Source organism: Mycolicibacterium alvei (assembly GCF_010727325.1).
Taxonomy (GTDB): domain Bacteria; phylum Actinomycetota; class Actinomycetes; order Mycobacteriales; family Mycobacteriaceae; genus Mycobacterium; species Mycobacterium alvei.
The window spans coordinates 1,159,035-1,180,117 of the sequence record NZ_AP022565.1 but is presented as its reverse complement, the minus strand read 5'-3'; the positions used below and the strand labels follow the sequence as shown (position 1 = coordinate 1,180,117).

Sequence of the window (21,083 nt, the reverse complement as noted above, 5' to 3'; positions counted from 1 at the left end):
GCCCTACGTGCCGAACCGCTCGTTGGTATAGCGGCGCAGGTTGTGCAGGAACCGCTGGAACATCCACGCCATCACCGGCTGGCCCACGGTCATCCCGAGCCGGCCGGCCAGCCCGCTGGGCTTCATGGCCATAACCCAGGTCAGGTGGCAACCCTCGGGGGTCTCCACCACGCGGTAGTCCTCGGCGAAGGCCGATATCGCGTTCGAGGTGCTGGTGTTGAATCGAAAAGCCATGTGGGTGAAGGGTTCCCAGGCGAGGAACTCCTCATCGCCGGTGATGTGCCCGCGCATCGTGACGGTACGGGTGGTGCCCACGCCGCGGGGTTCGGGGCTGGTCCATTCCACATTGGTGATGACCGTCGCCCAGTGTGGCCAGGAGGTCGCGTCGGCGAGCACCTCGAACAGCTGCTCCGGAGTGATCGCCAGGTCGACGGTGCTGACGAAGCGGAACGGGGCACGGTCGATGAAGTCCAACTCGACGCGTTCACACGGGTAGGTGCGGGCCATGGGTAGACACCCTAGGGGAGAGTGTCTAGTGGTGGGTCAGTCCGGCCCGTCGCCGGCCGCCGCCAACAGCGGGACGACCACGTCGCTGATCGGGGTGGACAGGCCGTGCGCGGCGGCCTTGCGGGCAATGACCCCGTTGCGGATGTCCCACTCCAGTGGCCGGCCGGCCTGATGATCGGTCAGCATCGAGGTGGTCATATCTTCCGGTGCGGCCGCCAGCATCGTGGTGATCTCGTCGGCCACCTCATCGCCCAGCGCGGCTCCATCGGCCCGGGCCACGGCCAGGCATTCGGTCAGATAGCGCCGCGCCAGCGCGGCCACGTCGTCACGGCGGAACATCCCCGCGCGCCGGTCGGCCAGCACCATGAACCCGACCACGGCGTTGACCAGCAGTTTGCGCCAGGCCGCGGTGCGGAAATCGGGATCGAGTTCGACGCCGATCGCGGTGCCGCGCACGGCATCGGCCACGCTCGCCGCCGCTGGGTTGTCGGGCAGCACCAGTCGGGCCTCGCTGCGCAACCGCACCCAGCCCTCGGGCTGCGTCTCCGAGGAGATCCACACCGCCGCGGGCACGACGTGGGCCTCGTCGGTGTGGCGGCCGATCCCGCTCACCCGCTCGGCCTGTTCCACGCCGTTCTGCAGCGCGCACACCACGGTGTTCTCGTCACAGAGCCGCTCCAGCCACGGCGCCGCCCGGGCGTTCTGGGTGTCCTTGACTGCGAGAAACACCACGTCGAGCGGTCCGGCGACGGTAGCCGGATCGGTGTGCACCGGGCCGGGCACCCGGATGGGCTGCCCCTCGTCGGGCCGGACCTCGATGCCGTCGCGCGGGGTGCGTCCACACAGCAGGACCGGCCGTCCGGCGGCATACAACAGTGCCGCGATGGTGGATCCGATGGCGCCCGGACCGATGACGGCGATGGGGGAGGCCGATGCCGCCTCGTCTTCGCGCAAGCGCTCATCCATAACTGCTGGGTCTTCGCGCAAGCGCTCATCCATAACTGCTGGGTCTTCGCGCAAGCGCTCATCCATGTCGCCAAGTTACTGCCGCAAGCGACTCTCTAGACTGGTCAGTCGTCACCACCAGTCTTTCTCGACTCAACACTCAGGAGTTTTCGTGCTGCGCAGTCATGCCGCCGGTTCGTTGCGGGCCACCGATGCCGGTCAGACGGTGACACTGGCGGGTTGGGTGGCGCGCCGCCGTGACCACGGCGGCGTCATCTTCATCGATCTGCGCGACGCTTCGGGAGTGTCGCAGGTGGTGTTCCGCGAAGGTGATGTGCTCGCCGCCGCGCACCGGTTGCGTGCCGAGTTCTGCATCGCCGTCACCGGCACGGTCGAGGTACGTCCCGAGGGCAACGAGAACGCCGAGATCCCGACCGGACAGATCGAGGTCAACACGACCTCGCTCACGGTGCTGTCCGAGAGCGCTCCACTGCCGTTCCAGCTCGACGAGACCGCAGGCGAGGAAGCCCGGCTCAAGTACCGCTACCTGGATCTGCGCCGCGAGGGCCCCGGTAACGCAATCCGGTTGCGCTCCAAGGTGAATGCGGCTGCCCGCAACGTGCTGGCCGACCATGACTTCGTCGAGATCGAGACCCCGACCCTGACCCGCTCGACCCCAGAGGGTGCCCGCGACTTCCTGGTGCCCGCGCGTCTGCAGCCCGGCTCGTTCTATGCGCTGCCGCAGAGCCCGCAGTTGTTCAAGCAGCTGCTCATGGTCGCGGGCATGGAGCGCTACTACCAGATCGCCCGGTGCTACCGCGACGAGGATTTTCGTGCCGACCGCCAGCCGGAGTTCACCCAGTTGGACATGGAGCTCAGCTTCGTCGACGCCGACGACGTGATGGCGATCGCCGAGCAGGTGCTGAAGGCGGTCTGGTCGACGATCGGTTATGAACTCCCGCTGCCGTTGCCCCGGATCAGCTACGCCGACGCGATGCGCCGGTTCGGCTCCGACAAGCCCGACCTGCGATTCGGGGTCGAACTCATCGAATGCACCGACTACTTCAAGGACACCCCGTTCCGGGTGTTCCAGGCGCCGTACGTGGGCGCCGTCGTGATGCCCGGCGGGGCATCGCAGCCGCGCCGCACCCTCGACGGCTGGCAGGAGTTCGCCAAGCAGCGCGGCCACAAGGGGCTGGCCTATGTGCTGGTCGCCGAGGACGGCACGCTCGGCGGCCCGGTCGCCAAGAACCTCACCGACGCCGAGCGGGACGGCCTGGCCGCCCATGTCGGCGCCAAGCCCGGCGACTGCGTGTTCTTCGCGGCGGGCCCGGTCAAGTCGGCGCGTGCGCTGTTGGGTGCCACCCGCATCGAGATCGCCAAGCGGCTGGACCTGATCGACCCGGCCGCCTGGGCATTCACCTGGGTGGTGGACTTCCCGATGTTCGAACCCGCCTCCGAAGCGGTGGATTCCGGCGATGTCGCAGTCGGTTCGGGCGCCTGGACGGCCGTACACCACGCCTTCACCGCGCCGAAGCCCGAATCGGAGGGCACCTTCGACACCGATCCCGGCAACGCGCTCTCCGACGCCTATGACATCGTCTGCAACGGCAACGAGATCGGCGGCGGCTCGATCCGTATCCACCGGCGCGACATCCAGGAACGGGTGTTCGCGATGATGGGGATCGACCATGCCGAGGCCCAGGACAAGTTCGGATTCCTGTTGGACGCCTTCGCCTTTGGTGCACCGCCACATGGTGGCTTGGCGTTCGGCTGGGACCGCATCACCGCGTTGCTGGCCGGGGTGGACTCGATCCGCGAGGTCATCGCCTTCCCGAAGTCGGGCGGCGGCGTCGATCCGCTGACCGACGCGCCGGCGCCGATTACCGCGCAGCAGCGCAAGGAGTCGGGAATAGACGCCAAGCCCGAGGAGCTCAAGAAGGCATGAGCGATATCGACAAGCGCAAGTTCTACACCGACACGGCATTCCTCGATGAGTTCAACCGCAATGTCGTCGAGGAATTCCGAACGAACGAGGGCAAGGTCGGTGGGCAGTTCGAGGGTGCTGACCTGCTGTTGCTGCACACTACCGGCGCCAAGTCGGGTAAGCCGCGCCTCTCGCCGCTGGCCTATCTGACCGTCGAGGGCAGGATGCTGATCGTGGGCTCGTACGCGGGTGCGCCCAAGGACCCGGCCTGGGTACACAATCTGCGGGCCGATCCGAAGGTGCGTATCGAGTTGGGCACCGACGCGTACGACGCGACAGCCCGGGAGCTGCCCGACGCCGAGCGAGATGCCGCCTATCCGAAGATCACGGCAGTCGCCCCGGTCTTCGCGGAGTATCAGTCGAAGACCACCCGGGCCATTCCGCTCTTCGAAATCGTCCGCGCCTAACTCTTGCGCCGAAACGGTATTCCGGCAGCTGAGTACTCGTACTTTCTCTGCCGGAATACCGTTTCGGCGGGTATCAGCGTCAGAGCCGCTCGATGATGGTGGCGTTGGCCATGCCGCCGCCCTCACACATCGTCTGCAGGCCGTAGCGTCCGCCGCGCTGTTCGAGCGCATTGACCAGGGTGGTCATGATGCGGGCCCCGCTGGCGCCGAGCGGATGCCCGATCGCGATCGCCCCGCCGTTGACATTGGTCTTGCCCAGATCGGCGCCGGTGTCCTGCGCCCAGGCCAGCACCACGGGTGCGAACGCCTCGTTGACTTCGAACAGGTCGATGTCCGCCAGTGTCAGACCCGCACGCGCCAGGACCTTTTCGGTGGCCGGGATGACGCCGGTAAGCATGTAGAGCGGGTCCGATCCCACCACGGTGGTGGTATGGATACGCGCGAGCGGGCTCAAACCCAGCTTCCGGGCCGTCGCGCCGCTGGTGATCATCACCGCCGCGCTGCCGTCGGACAGTGGCGACGAGTTACCGGGGGTGATCGCCCAGTTGATCTGGCCGAACCGGGCGGCATAGGCCTCGTTGTAGAACGCCGGCTTGAGCCCGGACAGGGTGTCGACCGTGGTGCCCGGCCGGATGATCTCGTCGGTGCTCAACCCGGCGATCGGCGCGAGTTCAGTCTCGAACAGTCCGTCCTTGGTGGCGCGGGCCGCCTTCTCGTGGCTGCCCGCGGAGAACTCGTCGAGCTGGGCGCGGGTGAATCCCCACTTGGCTGCGATCAGCTCGGCGCTGATCCCTTGCGGGACAAGCCCTTCGGAATAGCGCTCGGCGAAGGCCAGGCCGAACGGGTCGCTGCCGGGCAACACCGAGCTGCCCATCGGTACCCGCGACATGGACTCCACGCCTGCGGCGATCGCGATGTCGTAGGCGCCGGCCAGCACGCCCTGGGCGGCGAAGCTGATTGCCTGCTGGCTGCTGCCGCACTGACGGTCGACGGTGGTCCCGGGAACGGTCTCGGGGAAACCCGCGCCGAGCAGGGCGTTGCGGGCGATGTTGACGGCCTGGTCGCCGACCTGCGTCACGGCGCCCGCGATGACGTCGTCGACGAGTACCGGGTCGACGCCGGTGCGGGTGATCAGCTCCCGCAGGCTGTGGGCCAGGAGGTCAGCCGGCAGGACGCCGTTCAGTGCGCCGTTGGCCTTGCCTTTGCCGATCGGGGTCCGGACCGCTCCGACGATGACTGCGTCGCGGTTTGCATATCCGGTCATTCCGTGCCTCCTCGTGCTCCACGCTGAGTATTGTGATGACTACCCAGGTATAGCACCTGGGTATAGTTGAAACAACTCAGGGATGGGGTTTGATTCCGTGGGAATGCTGCAGGGCAAGCTCGCCGACCGGGACAGCTGGTCGGCGGTGGGGCACTGTCCGATCGAGCGGACCATGGCGTTCGCCGGCACCAAGTCGGCGATGCTGATCATGCGCGAGGCCTTCTACGGCACCACCAGATTCGACGACTTCGCCCGCCGGGTCGGGATCACCAAGGCGGCAACCTCGGCACGCCTGTCCGACCTGGTGGCAGCCGGTCTGCTGGCGAAGCGGCCGTATCGCGAGCCGGGTCAGCGGGAGCGTGACGAGTACGTCCTCACCGAATCCGGTACCGACTTCATGCCGGTGGTGTGGGCCATGTTCGAGTGGGGTCGCAAACATCTCGGCGACACGGGCCTGCGGCTCGCACACGACGGGTGCGGTGCCTCGGCCGGAGTGGAAATCCGTTGTGAGGAAGGACACCAGGTGCCGCCGGAAGAGCTCGTCGTCCGCTACGAGCGTTGACTTTGAATCTGCGCACACCGCTACTCGCACAAATACAGCGCCAGTTCCAAGTCAACGCTGGCCGGGCAGCGTATCCGCTGTGGGTCTTCTGGTGGGACTGACGAACGCTACTCTCGGGCCGTGTTGCACTTACGCGTGATCGCGCCTGCCGATCTCCGAGAGCCGATCCTGAACGTCCTCGACCGGGAACCGGGCGTCACGAGTGTCGTTGTGCACGCCGGGGATGCGCGGGATCCGGTCGGTGACGAGATCACGGCCATCGTGGTCCGGGAGGCAGCCAACGATGTGGTGGAGCGGCTGAAGTCCCTCGATGTGCCCCACTTGGGTGCCATCACCCTGGAACCACTCGACACCGTGCTGTCCAAGTCGGCCTTCCATGCCGAGGACGCCGCCGAGGGCGACGGTGCCGATGCGGTGATCTGGGATGAGTTGGTGTCGCGTACCCGCGAGGAGTCCCGACTCAACACGACGTACCTGATGTTCCTGTGCATCGCGTGCCTGCTCGCCGCGATCGGTGTGATCAACGACTCCGCGGTCACTGTGGTCGGCGCCATGGTCGTCGGACCCGAGTTCGGGCCGCTGGCGGCGCTGGCGGTTGCCCTGGTGCAGCGGCGGATGTCGCTGGCCCGCCGTGCCGGCGCGGCGCTGTTGGTCGGCTTCCCCGTCGCGATGGGCGTCACCGCACTCGCGACGTTGGGCTTCGAGGCCCTGGGATGGGTGTCGCTGACCAGCTTCCGCGAGCTCCGGCAGGTGGATTTCATCTTCCAGGTGGGCCCCTTCTCGTTGGTGGTGGCCCTGCTCGCCGGCGCGGCCGGGATGTTGTCGCTCGTGTCGGCGAAATCCGAGGCACTCGTGGGTGTCTTCATCTCGGTGACGACGGTTCCGGCGGCCGGATTCGCGGTGGTCGCCGCGACGGTGGGGGAATGGGACATCGCCGCCCGGTCCGGGCTGCAGTTGGGTATCAACCTGGTCGGCATCACGACGGCGGGTGTCCTGACGCTCGCGGCCTACCGCAGATTTACCGGTCGCCGACGCGACCGCGCCGTTACAGGTGGCTGATGCCGGTGGCCACGAAGTACACGCCCACCGCGCCGGCGATCACGGCGACCACGAGCCGATGGTGGATTCCCATCCACTCGTAGACCCGCTCGACGCCGGACCTGGTGGCCGCCGGAGCGACCCAGAAACTGATGAGCGGAATGATCGCCGCCAGGAAACCCACCAGATTGAACACGACCATCGCGGCCATCTGCTCGGCGACCGCGGTGCCCGATGTCAGGGCGGCAGCCATCGCGGCCAGGTAGTACGGGGTGGGAAAACCGTTGATCAGGCCCAGCAGTCCGGCCGCCCACGGCGCCTCGCCGCGCAACGCGGCCTGCATCCCGGCCGGCAGATTCGACAGGCCCGGCACCGAGTCAGCGGTGGGCCCGGCCGGCACAGCCCGGCGCGTCCGCACTCGACTGACCAGGCGTTCGAGCACCCCTGTGACGGACAGCACGGCGATCGTCAGTGCCACGACACCGATGCCGATCTCCAGGCCCGGGGGCATGGTGCGCCCGCCGTCACCGGTGACGTTCTTGAACACCGATACCACCGCAACGCCCACCGCGACGTTGGCGATGAAGGCGAGCAGGAAGAAGGGGAGCAGCAACCGCACCGGCCGGGACCGCGACAGCATGAAGGCGACGACCCCGATCCGTAGGGGGTCGACTGCCGCCACGACGGCCATCACCAGCACGGTGCTCCACATCGTGGGCGGCCACATCCCTTCGCCTCGGTTACCTCACCGCTGAATTCAACCAGCGTCGGGCGAATCCGGCCGAATCCGGGCCGCATGATCGTGCGCATACGGTGCGCCAGCCAGCCCGGATCATCGTCGGGTGCGTACCGTTCTTCACTGATGGTTCTTCACACCGATGCGGGCGGCGTGGTCGACGGGATGGACGTCGACGGTGTGCTGGCCGCCTACCGCCGTTCCCGGGCGCAGCGCGCGTTGTTCGAGGTTCGGGACGCCGGCGCAGGCGCCGGCTACGACGAGTTGATCGACGCCTCGGGCGACGTCCGGCCGGCCTGGCGTGAACTGGCCGCCGGCGTCGGCGAGCGTGGCCGTGACGGCCTGGACCGGCTGCGTGCCATGGTCCGCAGCCTCGTCGACAACGACGGCATCACCTACATCCAGATGGATCGTCATGGCGACGTGGTCACCGATGATGACGGCACCGCGGTGCCCGGTCCCTGGCATCTTGACGCCCTGCCCCTGGTGCTCTCGGCCACGGACTGGGACTGCCTCGAATCAGGTCTGGTGCAGCGGTCCCGACTGCTCGATGCGGTGCTCACCGATCTGTACGGCGCCCGCCGCTCGATCACCAGCGGGGTGCTGCCGGCCCAATTGTTGTTCGCCCATCCCGGATATCTGCGGGCCGCCCGCGGCATCGTGGTGCCCGGACGCCATCAGCTGTTCCTCCATGGCTGCGACGTCAGCCGCGGCGACGACGGCGCCTTCATGGTGAATGCCGATTGGACACAGGCACCTTCGGGTGCCGGCTATGCCTTGGCCGATCGCTGTGTCATCGCACACGCGGCTCCCGACCTGTACGAGCGGGTCGGTCCCCGGCCCTCCTCGCCGTGGGCTCAGACGTTGCGACTCGCGTTGCTCGACGCCGCGCCCGAGACCGCCGAAGAGCCGATGGTCGTGGTGCTCAGCCCCGGGATCCATTCCGAGACCGCTTTCGACCAGGCCTACCTGGCTGGGGTGCTCGGCTTTCCGTTGGTCGAGAGTGCCGATCTGGTGGTCCGGGACGGCACGTTGTGGATGCGGTCGCTGGGCACCCTCAAACGCGTCGACGTGGTGTTGCGTCGCGTCGACGCCGACTATGCGGACCCACTCGACCTGCGTCCCGATTCCCGGCTCGGTGTAGTGGGTCTGGTCGAGGCGCTGCGCCGCGGTTCGGTGACGGTGGTCAACACCTTGGGTAGCGGAATTCTCGAAAGTCCCGGTCTGGCAAGGTTTCTGCCGCAGCTGGCGGAGCTGTTGCTCGATGAGACCCCGCAGCTGCCGACCGCGCCGATGTACTGGGGTGGAATCGATATCGAACGCTCTCATCTGCTGACCAAGCTGTCGTCGTTGTTGATCAGGCCGGTGAGCGGCGGCGCCACGATCGTCGGGCCGACGTTGGCGGCCCGCGAACGCGACGACCTGGCCGCACGCATCGAAACAGATCCCACCCAGTGGGTGGGGCAGGAGCTGCCCCAGTTCTCCACCGCACCGACCAATTACCGGTCCAAGGGGTTGTCGGCGGGCAACATCGGCATGCGGCTGTTCACCGTGGCCCAGCGCGGCGGATATGCGCCGATGATCGGCGGACTGGGCTATGTCGTCGCTCCCGGGAATTCCGCCTACCGGATGAACACCCTTGCCGCCAAGGATGTCTGGGTACAGACGCCGCAACGTGTCACGGCCGAGCGCATCCCGCCGGTCTCGGGTGAACCGGTTTCTGTGGGCGCGATCCCCAGCCCGACCCTGGCGGTCAGCTCACCACGGGTGCTCGCCGATCTGTTCTGGATGGGCCGGTACGCCGAACGTGCCGAGGGCATGGCGCGACTGCTCACCGCCACCCGCGAGCGCTACCACGAATACCGCTACCGTCGGGATCTCGAGGAAAGCCAGTGCGTCCCGGTGCTGCTGGCCGCCGTCGGCGCGATCACCGGCGCCGACACCGGTGACGCCGCCGATGCCCACGAGATGACCGCAATCGCCCCGACCACACTGTGGTCGGCCACCGCCGACCGGCATCAGCCGGGATCGCTCGCCCAATCGGTGGACCGGCTCGGGTTGGCCGCCCGGGCGGTCCGCGACCAGATGTCCAACGACACCTGGATGGTGCTGGCCGGCGTCGAACGCGCGGTGATCCGGCCCTCGGTCGTCCCGCCCCGGTCGCCCAACGTCGCGGAGGCCTACCTCGCCACCGCGCACAGCCAGACTCTGGCCGGGATGTTGGCGTTGTCCGGAGTGGCCGCGGAATCGATGGTGCAGGACGTCGGCTGGATCATGATGGATCTCGGCAAGCGCATCGAGCGCGGGCTGGCGCTGACCGCGCTGCTGCGAGCCACCTTGACGACGGTGCGCAGCATGGCCGTCGAACGCGCGGTGGCCGAGTCGACCCTCGTGGTCTGTGAATCCTCGGTGATCTACCGGCGGCGTAACCCCGGGCAGATCAGCATCGCCGCGATCGCCGAACTGCTGTTGTTCGACGCCGAGAACCCGAGATCGCTGATCTACCAGTTGGAGCGCATCCGTTCGGACCTCAAGCCCCTGCCCGGAACGTCGGGCTCGTCGCGTCCGGAACGTCTGATCGACGAACTGGCCACCCGATTGCGTCGTCTCGACCCGGCGGACCTCGAGGTGGTCGCCGAGGACGGGACCCGGGCCGAACTCGCCGGACTACTCGAGGGTGTGCATACCGGCCTGCGCGATCTCTCGGGTGTCATCACCGCGGCGCACCTGGCACTGCCCGGTGGGATGCAGCCGCTGTGGGGGCCTGACGAACGGCGGGTGATGCCATGACCGGTCCCACCGGCGTGACGGGAACCCGCTGCTACGAGATCACCCACCGCACCGTCTACCGCTATTCCGACGATGTGACCAGCTCCTACGGGCGCGGGTTTCTGACACCGCGAGACCTGCCGTGGCAGCGGTGCCTGTCCCACCTGCTGGTGATCGACCCGGACGCGGCCGACAGCTCCACCAGCCGCGACGCCTACGGCAACATCAGTTCGTATTTTCATGTCACCGAGCGCCACCGCACTCTGAGTATCACCAGCCGATCCGTGGTAGAGGTGGATCCGTTTGCGCCCGAACACTATTCGGGTGCGTCGGCCAAGGCGCCGTGGGAGCTGGCCCGTCCGGTCGGCGGTGATGGCGCGCTGGCCGCGGAGTTCACCCTCGACCTCGCGCCGCCGGAGATCACCGATGCCGTGCGCTCGTACGCCGCACCCAGTTTCGTGCCCGGCCGGCCACTGATCGAGGTCCTTCGGGACCTGACGTCGAGGATCTACTCCGACTTCACCTATCGGTCGGGTTCGACGACGGTGTCCACCCAGGTTGCCGAGGTGCTGGCGGCGCGGGAGGGAGTCTGTCAGGATTTCGCCCGGTTGGCGATCGCCTGCCTGCGGGCCAACGGCCTGGCGGCCAGCTATGTCTCCGGGTACCTGGCCACCGACCCGCCGCCCGGTAAGGAACGCATGATCGGGGTGGACGCCACGCATGCCTGGGCGTCGGTGTGGACGCCGCAGAACCTCTGGCTGGGAATGGATCCCACCAACGATCAGATGGTCGACGAGCGCTACATCGTGGCCGGATTCGGCCGCGACTACGCCGACATCGCCCCGCTGCGCGGCATCATCTACACAGATTCGGTCAGCAGCGTGATCGAGGTGTCGGTCGACGTGGCGCCGTACCCGCTCGATCGAGAGGGTACGCGCCATGCGTGATTTCACCTGTCCGAACTGCGGCCAACGTCTGGCGTTCGACAACTCCCTGTGCCTCTCGTGCCATAGCGCCCTGGGTTTCTCGCTCGAGGACATGGCGCTGCTGGTGATCGCCGACTCCCAGCACAGCGGCCACGCCGGTGCGGTCGACGAGAATCAGTATCGGTTGTGCGCGAATCTGCATCGGGCCGAATGTAATTGGCTGGTACGCATCGGCGGCGACCCGTTGTGTGCGTCATGCACGCTCACCAGGATCCGACCCGCCGACACCGATACCGCGGCGATGGTGTCGTTCGCCGAGGCCGAACAGGCCAAGCGCCGGTTGATCGCCGAACTGCACGAACTGAAGTTGCCGATCGTCGGCCGCGCCGAGGACCCTCGGTTCGGGCTGGCTTTCGACCTGCTCTCCAGCAAGTTCGAGACGGTGTACACCGGCCATCACAACGGGGTCATCACGCTCGACCTGGCCGAGGGCGACGATGTGCACCGCGAGCAGTTACGGATCGCGATGGACGAGCCGTACCGAACCCTGCTGGGCCACTTTCGCCACGAGATCGGGCACTACTACTTCTATCGCCTGGTGGCGCCGTCTGTGGAGTTCCGCGCGCGGTTTATCGGACTGTTCGGCGACCCGGACGCCGATTATCAGGCCGCACTGGACCGGCACTATCGGGACGGGCCGCCGCCGGGCTGGGACAACGATTTCGTCTCGTCCTATGCGACCATGCATGCTGCCGAGGACTGGGCGGAGACCTTCGCCCACTATCTGCACATCCGTGACACCCTCGACACCGCCGCGGCTTTCGGGTTCGCCCCCGCCGGCGCGGCGTTCGGCCGGCGTCTGCTGGGGCCTGCCGCATTCGACACGATCATCGAAATGTGGCTGCCGCTGGCGTGGTCACTGAACATGGTGAACCGGTCGATGGGCCACGACGATCTGTACCCGTTCGTGTTGGCGCCCGCGGTGCTGGAGAAGATGCGGTTCGTCCACACCGTGATCGACGAGATCACCGGCGGCTGAGTTAACAGCACGATCACGACGGCATGTCGCGACCCCGCTGCCGCCGCGGGCGTTTCTAGGATCGCCGCGTGACTGATCGCTACGGTTCCGACATCCTGTCCCGAAACCCGCACACCCCGAAGCTGACTCGATCGATTGATCAGCCCGCGGAGAAGGGCCTGGTCGTGGAGGACGCCCAGAGTGGATTCGTGGGTGCGGTGGTTCGGATCGAGGGCGGTCGGGTCGAACTCGAAGACCGCCGCGGCAAGGTCCGGGCTTTCCCGATGGGCCCGGGTTTCCTGATCGACGGCAAGCCGGTCAGCCTGACCGTACCCAAGCGGACCGCGACCCAGGCACGTACCGCGTCCGGCTCCGTTGCGGTACCGAACGCCAAGGCCCGCGTGGCGCGGGCCAGCCGGATCTACGTCGAAGGCCGTCACGACGCCGAGTTGGTCGAACAGGTCTGGGGCGCGGATCTGCGTATCGAAGGTGTCGTCGTCGAATATCTGGGCGGTGTCGACGATCTGGCCGACATCGTGGCGGAGTTCGCGCCCGAGCCGGGCCGTCGGCTCGGCGTGCTGGTCGATCACCTGGTCACCGGATCCAAGGAGGCGCGCATCGCCGAGGCGGTGCGCAGGGGCCCCGGTGGTGAGCACACCCTGGTGGTCGGGCACCCGTTCGTCGACATCTGGCAGTCCGTCAAACCGGCCCGGCTCGGGATCAAGGCCTGGCCGACCATCCCGCGCAACGTGGAGTGGAAACACGGCATCTGCGACGCGCTGGGCTGGCCGCATCGGGAACAGGCCGACATTGCCCGGGCCTGGCAGCGGATCCGCGGCCGGGTCCGGGACTGGAACGACCTGGAGCCCGCGCTGATCGGCCGGGTCGAGGAACTGATCGACTTCGTCACCGCGCCGGCGTAGTCCGTCGCGTCGGCGTGGTAAGCAGAAGGCGTGTCCGACGGTTTGTTCGACGTGCCCGGTGAGCCCGCACCCGCAGGGCCGGGTGCGTCGGCTCCCGCTTCGGCGCCGCTGGCGGTGCGAATGCGCCCGGCCGACCTCGACGAGGTTGTCGGCCAAACCCATCTGCTGCAGGCCGGTTCGCCCTTGCGCCGCCTGGTGGAGGGATCCGGCGCCGCATCGGTCATCCTCTACGGCCCGCCCGGCACCGGCAAGACCACCCTGGCCTCGCTCATCTCGCAGGCCACCGGCCGCCGGTTCGAGGCGCTGTCGGCGCTGAGCGCCGGCGTCAAGGAGGTCCGCGCCGTGCTGGAAAAGGCACGGGTGGCTCTCATTCATCACAGCGAACAGACCGTGCTGTTCATCGACGAGGTGCATCGCTTCTCCAAGACCCAGCAGGATGCGTTGCTGGCGGCCGTGGAGAACCGGGTCGTGCTTTTGGTGGCGGCCACCACGGAGAACCCGTCGTTCTCGGTGGTTGCGCCGCTGCTGTCGCGGTCATTGATCCTGCAGTTGCAACCGCTGACCCCGCCGGACATCGAGATCGTGCTGCGTCGTGCGATCACCGACCCGCGGGGGCTGGGTGGTGCGGTCGAGGTCACCGACGAGGCCGTCGACCTCATGGTGCAGCTCTCCGCCGGTGATGCGCGGCGGGCGCTCACTGCGTTGGAAGTCGCTGCCGAGCCCCGGGAGCGGGTCACCGTCGAGGTGATCGAGCAGTCGTTGGACAAGGCCGCGGTGCGCTACGACCGTGACGGCGATCAGCACTACGACGTCGTCAGCGCCTTCATCAAGTCGGTCCGCGGATCCGACGTCGATGCGGCCCTGCACTACCTGGCCCGGATGTTGGTGGCGGGGGAGGATCCGCGTTTCGTGGCGCGCCGCCTGATGATCCTGGCCAGCGAGGACATCGGGATGGCCGATCCCACCGCGTTGCAGACCGCGGTCGCCGCCGCCCAGACCGTGCAATTGATCGGAATGCCTGAGGCGCAGTTGACCTTGGCGCATGCCACCGTGCACCTGGCCACCGCGCCCAAGTCCAATGCCGTCACCACGGCGCTCGGTGCGGCGATGAACGACATCCGGGCCGGCAAGGCGGGGGCGGTCCCAAGACACTTAAGAGATGGGCATTACAGCGGGGCGGAATCACTGGGCAACGCCATCGGCTACAAGTACGCGCACGACGATCCCAGCGGTGTGGTGGCGCAGCAATATCCGCCCGACGATCTTGTGGGGGTGGACTACTACCAGCCGACCGGGCGCGGTTTCGAACGTGAACTCATCTCGCGGGTAGACAAGCTGCGGGCCATCATTCGCAAAATGCGGCGGTGAATGACAGCTCCCGCGCGTGGCAGCCCGCCGCCTACCCTGACCGCCCGTAAGGTGCCGCTATGAGCGTCGTGCAGACTGTCGCGGCTGGCCTGGGGATCGCTACCGGCGTCACCGGGCTGATCACCTTCGGCACGAGCTTCGTAACGGCCCGTAGCAGCAACCAGCGCCAACTCAGGGATCGGCTACGCAAACAGTTGCGTGAGATGAACCTCGCCTGCCTCGTGTACTTCCAGCATGAAGGTTGGGAGGTGGTTGACCGGTCGCCGCAATACAGCTTTCAGGCACTTGACCAGATTCACGAGGACGGGCTTATCTCGCCAAGCCGCTCACACCTGGAGCGCCTGAAGTGGATTCTCCGTGATGTGCGCGGTAGATCCACGTTGCAGCTATCGAAGGCGGCTCACGGTGCTGAACTCCACGCCAAACTGACAGCCGAAAACCAGCGCCGACTCGGCATCGCATGGGAGAGCCTGGACACGGACTCGCAGAAATACCTACGAGCGTTGGGCAAGATGGACAACCACGGACTCGGGGGATATTGGACGTATCTGCGCTACCGCTTCCTTCCGGCACGCGAGTACGTCAACTGATGACAGATCCAAGACAGCCAATCCTGGAGCGAACCTACAGCAGGGCCAAGCGGGGACGCGCCCTCAAAGTCTGGGGCGTACGACCACAGCTGTGCGACGCTGGCAGCAGCCTGGCACTCGATGACGAGGGCTTCATGGTCGACGGCCTCGTGAATCTCACCGCGTCGTTCCCGATCATGAACGCCACCGACAACCTTGCGGCAGTTGCCGACCTAATCGAGTTTCGACCCCAAAGCAAGAACGCCCACATCTCCTCGATCTGTGCCCTATGCCGGGGGGCGGTGGAGTCGGCAGCCAAGACGATCTGGCTACTGTCACCGACCGAACGCGCCGAGCGGCGCGCTCGGTGCGTCGGATTCACTAACTCGGAGCTCGATGCACAACGTGGCTTTCTCGCGGCTGAACGCAAACGGTTACGCCTGAGGCCCGGGTACCAAAATGAACCGGTCTATGCAAAGTTCGAGGAGCACGTCCGATTGTTTGACGAGCAGGTCGACATGCTGAACGGCTTGAAACGTGAGAAGCCGCCGAACTCTTCGGGGTTCGTGACGAAAGCCGGAACGTGGATAGACGCGCACCCGCCTGCCCACGATCAGGGCCTATTTGGCAGCGGGTTCGAGGCGGGCGTGGAGCGGTTCTACGTGCTCGGTTCTAGCTTCGTCCACGGCTTCAAATGGGCGTTGCGCTATGTGCAGACCGGCGAACTGGAGACGTTTCGCATGGTCGCTGACGGACTAGCGGCGGCAGTCGGTATGGCCGAATGCGCAGTCGCACTTTACGAAGCACAGGCACAGCGAACTGACGCGCCTACCAGTCGGCAGCAACTTCACCCGCACACCCTCAACCCGACAATTGCGAACTGGTCAGCGCTCTATCACTAAGCCGCCTCACATGCCCGGGTCAACCACAACCATCTCGCCGTGGTCGCGTGGCAGAAACTCTGACGGCACCCGCCAAAACGGCACCTCAACCGTCTCCCCGCGCTCCAGGGCATCCAACAGATGCCGGGGGCGGCGATGCTGGCCCACCACACCAAACCGCCTCTGCAAGTCCCGTTCCCGATCCAACAGTCGCCGGTACACCGGCCCCAAACCGTCCCGACTCGGCGCCACCAACGCCGGATTACGGCGGGGCATCAGTCCACCGCCCGAATCGGACGCGGACCCACCCGGGCAGCATCCCGCCGACGCTTACGATTCCACCGGGAATTTACCGCCGCCTGATGCCTCGCACTCTTCGGCACATCCTCCGGCGCCGCCAACTGCGAAACCATCTCCAGCACCCGGCGCTCATGGTGCCGACACTCGGCAGCCAACCTCGCCAGGGCCGACACGCTCGGCGACTCACCCGTGAGGTTCTGGTCATACACCCGCTGGAGTTGTTCGGCCCGGTCCGCGTGGCGGGCAGCCGAGTCGATTACCTCCAGGTCCAGGGCAGTCCATTCCCATCCGGGACCGCGTTCGGCCAGGGCGGTATCCAGCCGTTCCCGCAGTGCCTCACCCGCAGTCTTCACCATGACATTGAGTGTAGGCCGCATGGCAGTCACCAAAACCGTTGGTAGACAATGCGATACGTACGCTGACAGACGTTGCCACACAACGGGATTCGGACACGCCAAAAATATGCCCTGACCTGCCGCAAACGTGAGAATTGTTGTGCCGCAAAGCGTCCCGGTGGGCCAAAAATAGCCCCTGACCTGCGCAAATGTACCGCGTAGTACGGAGAATGCGAGCGAGACCGTTCCGGTCGCGGGAGAAGTGGGGTTAGCGGGACATCCCCCAGGGCATTGTTTACGCAGGTCAGAGCCCTATTCATCGCGTCCACATGTTAGCTGTGTCCACAGATGTCACCACGTCCCGCGTTGCTGGTGGATGCTTGTAATACGTTGCGGCACACCAGATTTGGTGATTTCGGATGTGTTGTGACGCAACACTTTTGACGTGTTTGCTGTGCCGAATGTTGTTGCGGTTGGCGCACTTCGGTGGGGTTCGTCCTGGTCAGGGTAGGACACCGGGGTGGCGTTCCTTCTCCCGCATGACGCGGGTGCCCACATTGCTGCGGGCAGCAGAGTTGCGGGCACTGACGTGACGGTGACATTCCGCGCAGACCCCGACCAGCTGCGGTGAGCCGTCCGGATTGAATTCGGTATCGGTTCCACCATCGGCGTCATCCCGCACATGGTGGACCTCGACAGAGGTGATCGTGCACCTACCGGGAATGTTGAGCCAGCAGACAGGGTATCGGCGCAGGACTCGTTGCCGTAGCCGTTCGGGGAGTCGCCGTGCACCGTTGCGGGGACGGGTCCTGCGGTCACCTGTCCACGTCATGGTTTGTTCTCCAGGGGTGTGTGGCACCCGGCTGCCCGTGGCGGGGACTTCACGGGCAGCCGGGTGGCTTGGTGCACCGCTACCTGCCCAGGCCAGGAGTAGCCAGGAAGGCTCACCCGGTCAGGCAGCGGTGGGTCTGTCAGCTGCCGCCGTCGATGGCGACACGCACCACGGCAGCCTCGTGCGGGAAGGCGATGCCCACCCGCAGCACCGCGCGGATAGCCGTGCGGGCACTGGAGAAGAACGCGCTGGTGTCTGCAATGACTTCGGGATCGTCCCGCAGCACCACGAACACACGGTCCCGGGGAATCAGCCACGCGGTGCCCTGCTCACATGCGGGTGCCGAAAAGATCGGGACACCCAACGCGGAACGTCCGGTGACTTTGGTCGCGTCGGGTCCCAGTAGTGGCTGGTGGCTGTCGTCGGAGACCTTGGCGGTGCTGAGTGCCAACACATCGGAGGGATTGGCGACCAGTGAGAAGTTGGGCAGCCCATCGGGGTGGACGGTGGGTGCACCGGCATTCTCCGCCAGCGACACAGCTTCGGCGATCACGTCGAGTGAGCCGTCGAAACTCAGCGTGGTTTCGCTTACCCCGGTCAGGGACTCGATTCCGCTGGGGCCATTGGCAACAGTGTTGCCCAGGAACGCGGCGTCCAGTTTGGTGCGCAGGTCGCGGACAAGTCCTTGTCCCACCACGTCGAGCGCGGACGGGTCACTGTCAGCGACCAACTCATTAGTCACCACCACCAAACCCTTAAGGCCGGAAGGGATTACATCTATCTCATTAATGTCCGGGTCTGACACCGGTATCTCGGCTCCGTTTTGGGTCCACGAATTCGACGGGTCCTCAACGATCACCGGGAATCTGGTGCTATTGGACCCGGTGATCCGCCCCGGCGTGTCTGGAGAGTTCTTCCGTTGGGAAGGATGGGCACGTGGGATCGAAGTCATCGAGGCGGTATCCAGACGAGCTGAAGGTGCGGGCGGTGCAGATGGTGGCCGATCTGCGCAGCGAGACAGTTTCGGAGTGGGAGGCGATGGGCCGGGTTGCTGACCTGCTGGGCGTCGGTACTGCCGAAACGGTGCGCAAATGGGTTCGCCAGGCTGAGATCGACGCCGGCTCTCGGGCGGGGCAGACCAGCGAGGAATCCGAGGTCCTGCGCAAGCTGCGCCGGGAGAATGCCGAACTCAAGCGGGCCAACGCGATCTTGAAGGCGGCCTCGGTTTTCTTCGCCGCCGAGCTCGACCGGCCCTCTCAGTAGTCGTGGAGTTCATCAGCGCCCACCAGCACATGCGGGTGGGCGTTGATGGTCAAGTGGGGTGTCGAGTCGATGTGCGCTGTGCTTTCCGAGTACGGCGTCACGATCGCCCGTCGACGTATTACGCCCACCGCGCCCGTCAGGGCCCTCGAAAGCCGACTGGGCCGATGCGCAGGTGATCGATGCGATCTGGCAGCTTCGCCAATCGCAGAGTCTGTACCGAGTCCTGGGCGCTCGTAAAACATGGATTGTATTGCGCACCAATGGTATCGACGTATCGCGCTGTGTCGTGGAACGGGTCATGCGGGAGATGGGTTGGCGGGGTGCGTGCAAGCGCCGGCGGGTGCGCACCACCGTCGCCGATCCGGCAGCGACGCGAGCCCCGGATCGGGTCCGGCGTAATTTCGTCGCCGGTGCGCCTGACCGATTGTGGGTGGCCGATTTCACCTACTGCCGGACTCGTGCCGGCTGGGCCTACGGCGTTCGTCACCGATGTCTATGCCCGCAAGATCGTGGGTTGGAAGGTGGCTACCGAGATGACCCAGAAGCTGGTGACCGATGCGATCGACCACGCTATCGACACCAGAAAGCGTTCGGGTGCAGCATCTTTGGATTCACTTATCCACCACAGCGACGCGGGCTCGCAATACACCGCGGTCGCGTTCACCGAACGTCTGGCCGCTGAGGGGATCCTGCCTTCAGTCGGATCCGTCGGGGATAGTTTCGATAATGCTCTGGCCGAATCGGTGAACAGCAGCTACAAGACCGAACTCATCGACCGCCAGCCGCTCTATCCCGGTGCCACCGAACTGGCGCTGGGGACCGCCGAATGGGTGGCCTTCTACAACCGTCAGCGACCCAACGGCTACTGCCAGGACCTGACCCCCGATCGGGCCGAAGCGCTCTACTACCATCGCCAACGGCACCCTCATGCCGAGGAGGCACTCAGATAAGAGAACCTCCCGACATGCCGGGGCGGATCATCTCCTCGCAGAGCTGGCGGCACTGTGCCAAACATGGACATTGGTGGCACAACGCGATGCACTCGCGGACGCGAATTTTGTTGCCATTCTCGGCTTCCCAGAACCGCCCCCGCGCACCAACACACAATGCGCCGTGCAACATGGGGACACCCCGCAGGACGGCAGCTATTAGACTCACAGGTCCCTGTTCGGCCCGGTTCACGCTCATGCTGCACCCCAAGCTTCTCGGAGCCGATAGAACGCTCCGGCCACGTCGTCTGTCGAGGACGAGATGGCCTGTCCTGCCAGCGCGGTAGCCATCACCACGATATCCACCACGGCGATTTGGCTCCCGGCGCAGAGCGCGTCAACTGCCGCCCAATCGTCTCGGGTGAGCGCTTCGGCCATACCTAGAGTTTCCAGCGCGGCGTTGACTGTGCGGTCGGGTGCGCCGGTACAGCTGGCCAACGCCAACACTTCTCGCCGTATCTCATCGGCGCTCACACCTTCAGCGAGCACCCCGGCCAGGAGACGAATACCGACCACCGCGAGCACCCGAACGTCCTGCCCCGACTCGATGAGCGCTCCGGCACTGCGGGTCCGGTCGCCGTGGGCGGCGTACTCCGCAGAATCCACCACGGCGCACCATTGTTCGGCGGTTGGGGTGATAGTCCAGGCCGGTGCAGTCATTTGCGATTCTCTCCTCGACTCCATCGTGCTCATGCCCGCCGACGACGAATATCCCGGCTAGGTGCGCACGAGAAGTGAACTGTGCCTTGACCAGCCACGACAGCACTCCCGCAGACCTCGCAGGACGGGTACGCGGTGCTCGCTCTGGCGATATTTGCGGCACGTTCACGTGCGCGTGCCCTACAACTGCGGCATGCGCAGCGAGACCTTTTGGGATTGTGGCGCCGACTGTTGCGCACCCGATCTTGTCGGTTCTGGTCGTCGGTGCCCCAGACCAAATTTTCGGCGCGATTGTCCCGGCAATCGTCATTCCAGTGACGGCACATTTCCATGCCGGGTGGGGCGGGTCCTGAGAATGCCTCCAAAACCAATCGGTGGACGTAGCGCGTGGCCCGCTTGCCGTTGCGGTGGAGCATCACTCGCAGATGCCCGCTGCGATGCGTGGTCGGGCGAATCATCCGACCTAGGACGCGTTGGGTACTGCCGTCGCTGCGGGCGACGATGCGATCCACCGAGCGCACGTGTCCCAAGTCGGAAACCTCGTATCCCCACCCGGGGACCGGACGCCAGCGTTCACGGCGACCGCGATGCCACAGCGGGTGGAGGTCGCTGCGGAGGTCGGCAACGCGCACGATGCGATACCCGAAACGCGGCCCTGTGCGGCCCGTAGAGCTTTTGGTGGTAGAACCACCCTGCCCGCGAGCCGTTCGATGCTGTGCGGGCGACTCAGCCCCAGTAATCGCCATCGTGGCGTCGTCGGCGATCGGGCGCGCAAGTTGTTCACCACCAACTGATTTGGTGGGG

At 66.1% G+C, this 21,083-nt stretch carries 20 protein-coding genes and 1 pseudogene; 12 read left to right on the top strand and 9 right to left on the bottom strand.

Translation table 11 applies throughout. The annotated features are described in order from the left end of the window. Nucleotides 1-3: 3 nt before the first annotated feature. Nucleotides 4-507: an SRPBCC family protein gene (locus tag G6N44_RS05520; protein WP_163661847.1), complete on the bottom strand. Its 504-nt coding sequence runs from the start codon at nucleotides 505-507 to the stop codon at nucleotides 4-6. A 36-nt stretch (nucleotides 508-543) separates the two neighbouring features. Further along, on the bottom strand, nucleotides 544-1,473 hold the full coding sequence (locus G6N44_RS05515; RefSeq protein ID WP_163661845.1) for an oxidoreductase: 930 nt from the start codon (nucleotides 1,471-1,473) through the stop codon (nucleotides 544-546). Nucleotides 1,474-1,624: 151 nt separating this feature from the next. On the opposite strand from G6N44_RS05515, the gene aspS reads away from it, so the two are divergent. Further along, entirely contained in the window at nucleotides 1,625-3,400 is a 1,776-nt protein-coding gene (gene aspS / locus G6N44_RS05510; protein ID WP_163661843.1) for an aspartate--tRNA ligase, read from the top strand. After that, entirely contained in the window at nucleotides 3,397-3,846 is a 450-nt protein-coding gene (locus G6N44_RS05505) for a nitroreductase family deazaflavin-dependent oxidoreductase (RefSeq protein ID WP_163661841.1), read from the top strand. Before aspS ends, G6N44_RS05505 begins: the two co-directional genes overlap by 4 nt. 79 nt (nucleotides 3,847-3,925) lie before the next feature. On the opposite strand, the gene G6N44_RS05500 is transcribed toward G6N44_RS05505, so the two are convergent. Beyond that, nucleotides 3,926-5,110 carry a thiolase family protein gene (locus G6N44_RS05500; protein WP_163661839.1) on the bottom strand — a complete coding sequence of 395 codons (1,185 nt, stop codon included), beginning with the start codon at nucleotides 5,108-5,110 and terminating at the stop codon, nucleotides 3,926-3,928. An 82-nt stretch (nucleotides 5,111-5,192) separates the two neighbouring features. Here G6N44_RS05500 and G6N44_RS05495 point away from each other — a divergent pair, with 82 nt between their 5' ends. Further along, the gene (locus G6N44_RS05495) at nucleotides 5,193-5,672 is read left to right on the top strand and encodes a winged helix-turn-helix transcriptional regulator (RefSeq protein ID WP_235682955.1); all 480 of its coding nucleotides are present in this window, start codon (nucleotides 5,193-5,195) and stop codon (nucleotides 5,670-5,672) included. Nucleotides 5,673-5,792: 120 nt separating this feature from the next. Further along, a complete protein-coding gene (locus tag G6N44_RS05490) occupies nucleotides 5,793-6,731 on the top strand; it encodes a DUF389 domain-containing protein (protein WP_163661837.1) in 939 nt (312 codons plus the stop codon). Here the strand turns inward: G6N44_RS05490 and G6N44_RS05485 are convergent. Next, nucleotides 6,718-7,437 (bottom strand): GAP family protein, encoded by a 720-nt coding sequence (locus G6N44_RS05485; RefSeq protein ID WP_235682954.1) that lies wholly within the window; start codon nucleotides 7,435-7,437, stop codon nucleotides 6,718-6,720. The genes G6N44_RS05490 and G6N44_RS05485 overlap by 14 nt on opposite strands. A gap of 135 nt (nucleotides 7,438-7,572) precedes the next feature. Between G6N44_RS05485 and G6N44_RS05480 the strand changes: the two genes are divergently transcribed. The 7 genes from G6N44_RS05480 to G6N44_RS05450 all read left to right on the top strand — a co-directional run bounded on the left by G6N44_RS05480 (nucleotide 7,573) and on the right by G6N44_RS05450 (nucleotide 15,921). Beyond that, entirely contained in the window at nucleotides 7,573-10,236 is a 2,664-nt protein-coding gene (locus G6N44_RS05480; RefSeq protein ID WP_235682953.1) for a circularly permuted type 2 ATP-grasp protein, read from the top strand. Continuing rightward, on the top strand, nucleotides 10,233-11,162 hold the full coding sequence (locus G6N44_RS05475; protein ID WP_163661833.1) for a transglutaminase family protein: 930 nt from the start codon (nucleotides 10,233-10,235) through the stop codon (nucleotides 11,160-11,162). Before G6N44_RS05480 ends, G6N44_RS05475 begins: the two co-directional genes overlap by 4 nt. Next, nucleotides 11,155-12,180 (top strand): zinc-binding metallopeptidase family protein, encoded by a 1,026-nt coding sequence (locus tag G6N44_RS05470; protein WP_163661831.1) that lies wholly within the window; start codon nucleotides 11,155-11,157, stop codon nucleotides 12,178-12,180. The genes G6N44_RS05475 and G6N44_RS05470 overlap by 8 nt, the downstream gene beginning before the upstream one ends. 68 nt (nucleotides 12,181-12,248) lie before the next feature. Continuing rightward, nucleotides 12,249-13,082 carry a DUF3097 domain-containing protein gene (locus tag G6N44_RS05465; RefSeq protein ID WP_163661829.1) on the top strand — a complete coding sequence of 278 codons (834 nt, stop codon included), beginning with the start codon at nucleotides 12,249-12,251 and terminating at the stop codon, nucleotides 13,080-13,082. Nucleotides 13,083-13,112: 30 nt separating this feature from the next. Beyond that, nucleotides 13,113-14,450 carry a replication-associated recombination protein A gene (locus G6N44_RS05460; protein ID WP_163661827.1) on the top strand — a complete coding sequence of 446 codons (1,338 nt, stop codon included), beginning with the start codon at nucleotides 13,113-13,115 and terminating at the stop codon, nucleotides 14,448-14,450. A 59-nt stretch (nucleotides 14,451-14,509) separates the two neighbouring features. After that, nucleotides 14,510-15,040, top strand: a complete 531-nt coding sequence (locus G6N44_RS05455) for a hypothetical protein (protein ID WP_163661825.1) — start codon at nucleotides 14,510-14,512, stop codon at nucleotides 15,038-15,040. A 134-nt stretch (nucleotides 15,041-15,174) separates the two neighbouring features. Next, complete coding sequence (locus G6N44_RS05450) at nucleotides 15,175-15,921, top strand: hypothetical protein (protein ID WP_235682952.1); 747 nt, start codon at nucleotides 15,175-15,177, stop codon at nucleotides 15,919-15,921. A gap of 254 nt (nucleotides 15,922-16,175) precedes the next feature. Here G6N44_RS05450 and G6N44_RS05445 read toward each other — a convergent pair whose 3' ends face one another. The 3 genes from G6N44_RS05445 to G6N44_RS05435 all read right to left on the bottom strand — a co-directional run bounded on the left by G6N44_RS05445 (nucleotide 16,176) and on the right by G6N44_RS05435 (nucleotide 18,319). Continuing rightward, on the bottom strand, nucleotides 16,176-16,556 hold the full coding sequence (locus G6N44_RS05445; RefSeq protein WP_163661821.1) for a hypothetical protein: 381 nt from the start codon (nucleotides 16,554-16,556) through the stop codon (nucleotides 16,176-16,178). A 481-nt stretch (nucleotides 16,557-17,037) separates the two neighbouring features. Then, nucleotides 17,038-17,367, bottom strand: coding sequence for an HNH endonuclease signature motif containing protein (locus G6N44_RS05440; protein ID WP_163661819.1), 330 nt, complete (start codon nucleotides 17,365-17,367; stop codon nucleotides 17,038-17,040). A gap of 139 nt (nucleotides 17,368-17,506) precedes the next feature. Further along, on the bottom strand, nucleotides 17,507-18,319 hold the full coding sequence (locus G6N44_RS05435; RefSeq protein ID WP_235682951.1) for a phage major capsid protein: 813 nt from the start codon (nucleotides 18,317-18,319) through the stop codon (nucleotides 17,507-17,509). A 41-nt stretch (nucleotides 18,320-18,360) separates the two neighbouring features. On the opposite strand from G6N44_RS05435, the pseudogene G6N44_RS05430 reads away from it, so the two are divergent. Next, nucleotides 18,361-19,580: pseudogene (locus tag G6N44_RS05430) on the top strand (IS3 family transposase). Nucleotides 19,581-19,814: 234 nt separating this feature from the next. On the opposite strand, the gene G6N44_RS05425 reads toward G6N44_RS05430, so the two are convergent. Together G6N44_RS05425 and G6N44_RS29820 are read right to left on the bottom strand one after the other, a co-directional pair. Further along, nucleotides 19,815-20,279, bottom strand: coding sequence for a hypothetical protein (locus G6N44_RS05425; RefSeq protein ID WP_163661814.1), 465 nt, complete (start codon nucleotides 20,277-20,279; stop codon nucleotides 19,815-19,817). A 29-nt stretch (nucleotides 20,280-20,308) separates the two neighbouring features. Continuing rightward, nucleotides 20,309-21,025 (bottom strand): NUMOD4 motif-containing HNH endonuclease, encoded by a 717-nt coding sequence (locus G6N44_RS29820; RefSeq protein WP_372508276.1) that lies wholly within the window; start codon nucleotides 21,023-21,025, stop codon nucleotides 20,309-20,311. Between the last annotated feature and the right edge of the window lie 58 nt (nucleotides 21,026-21,083).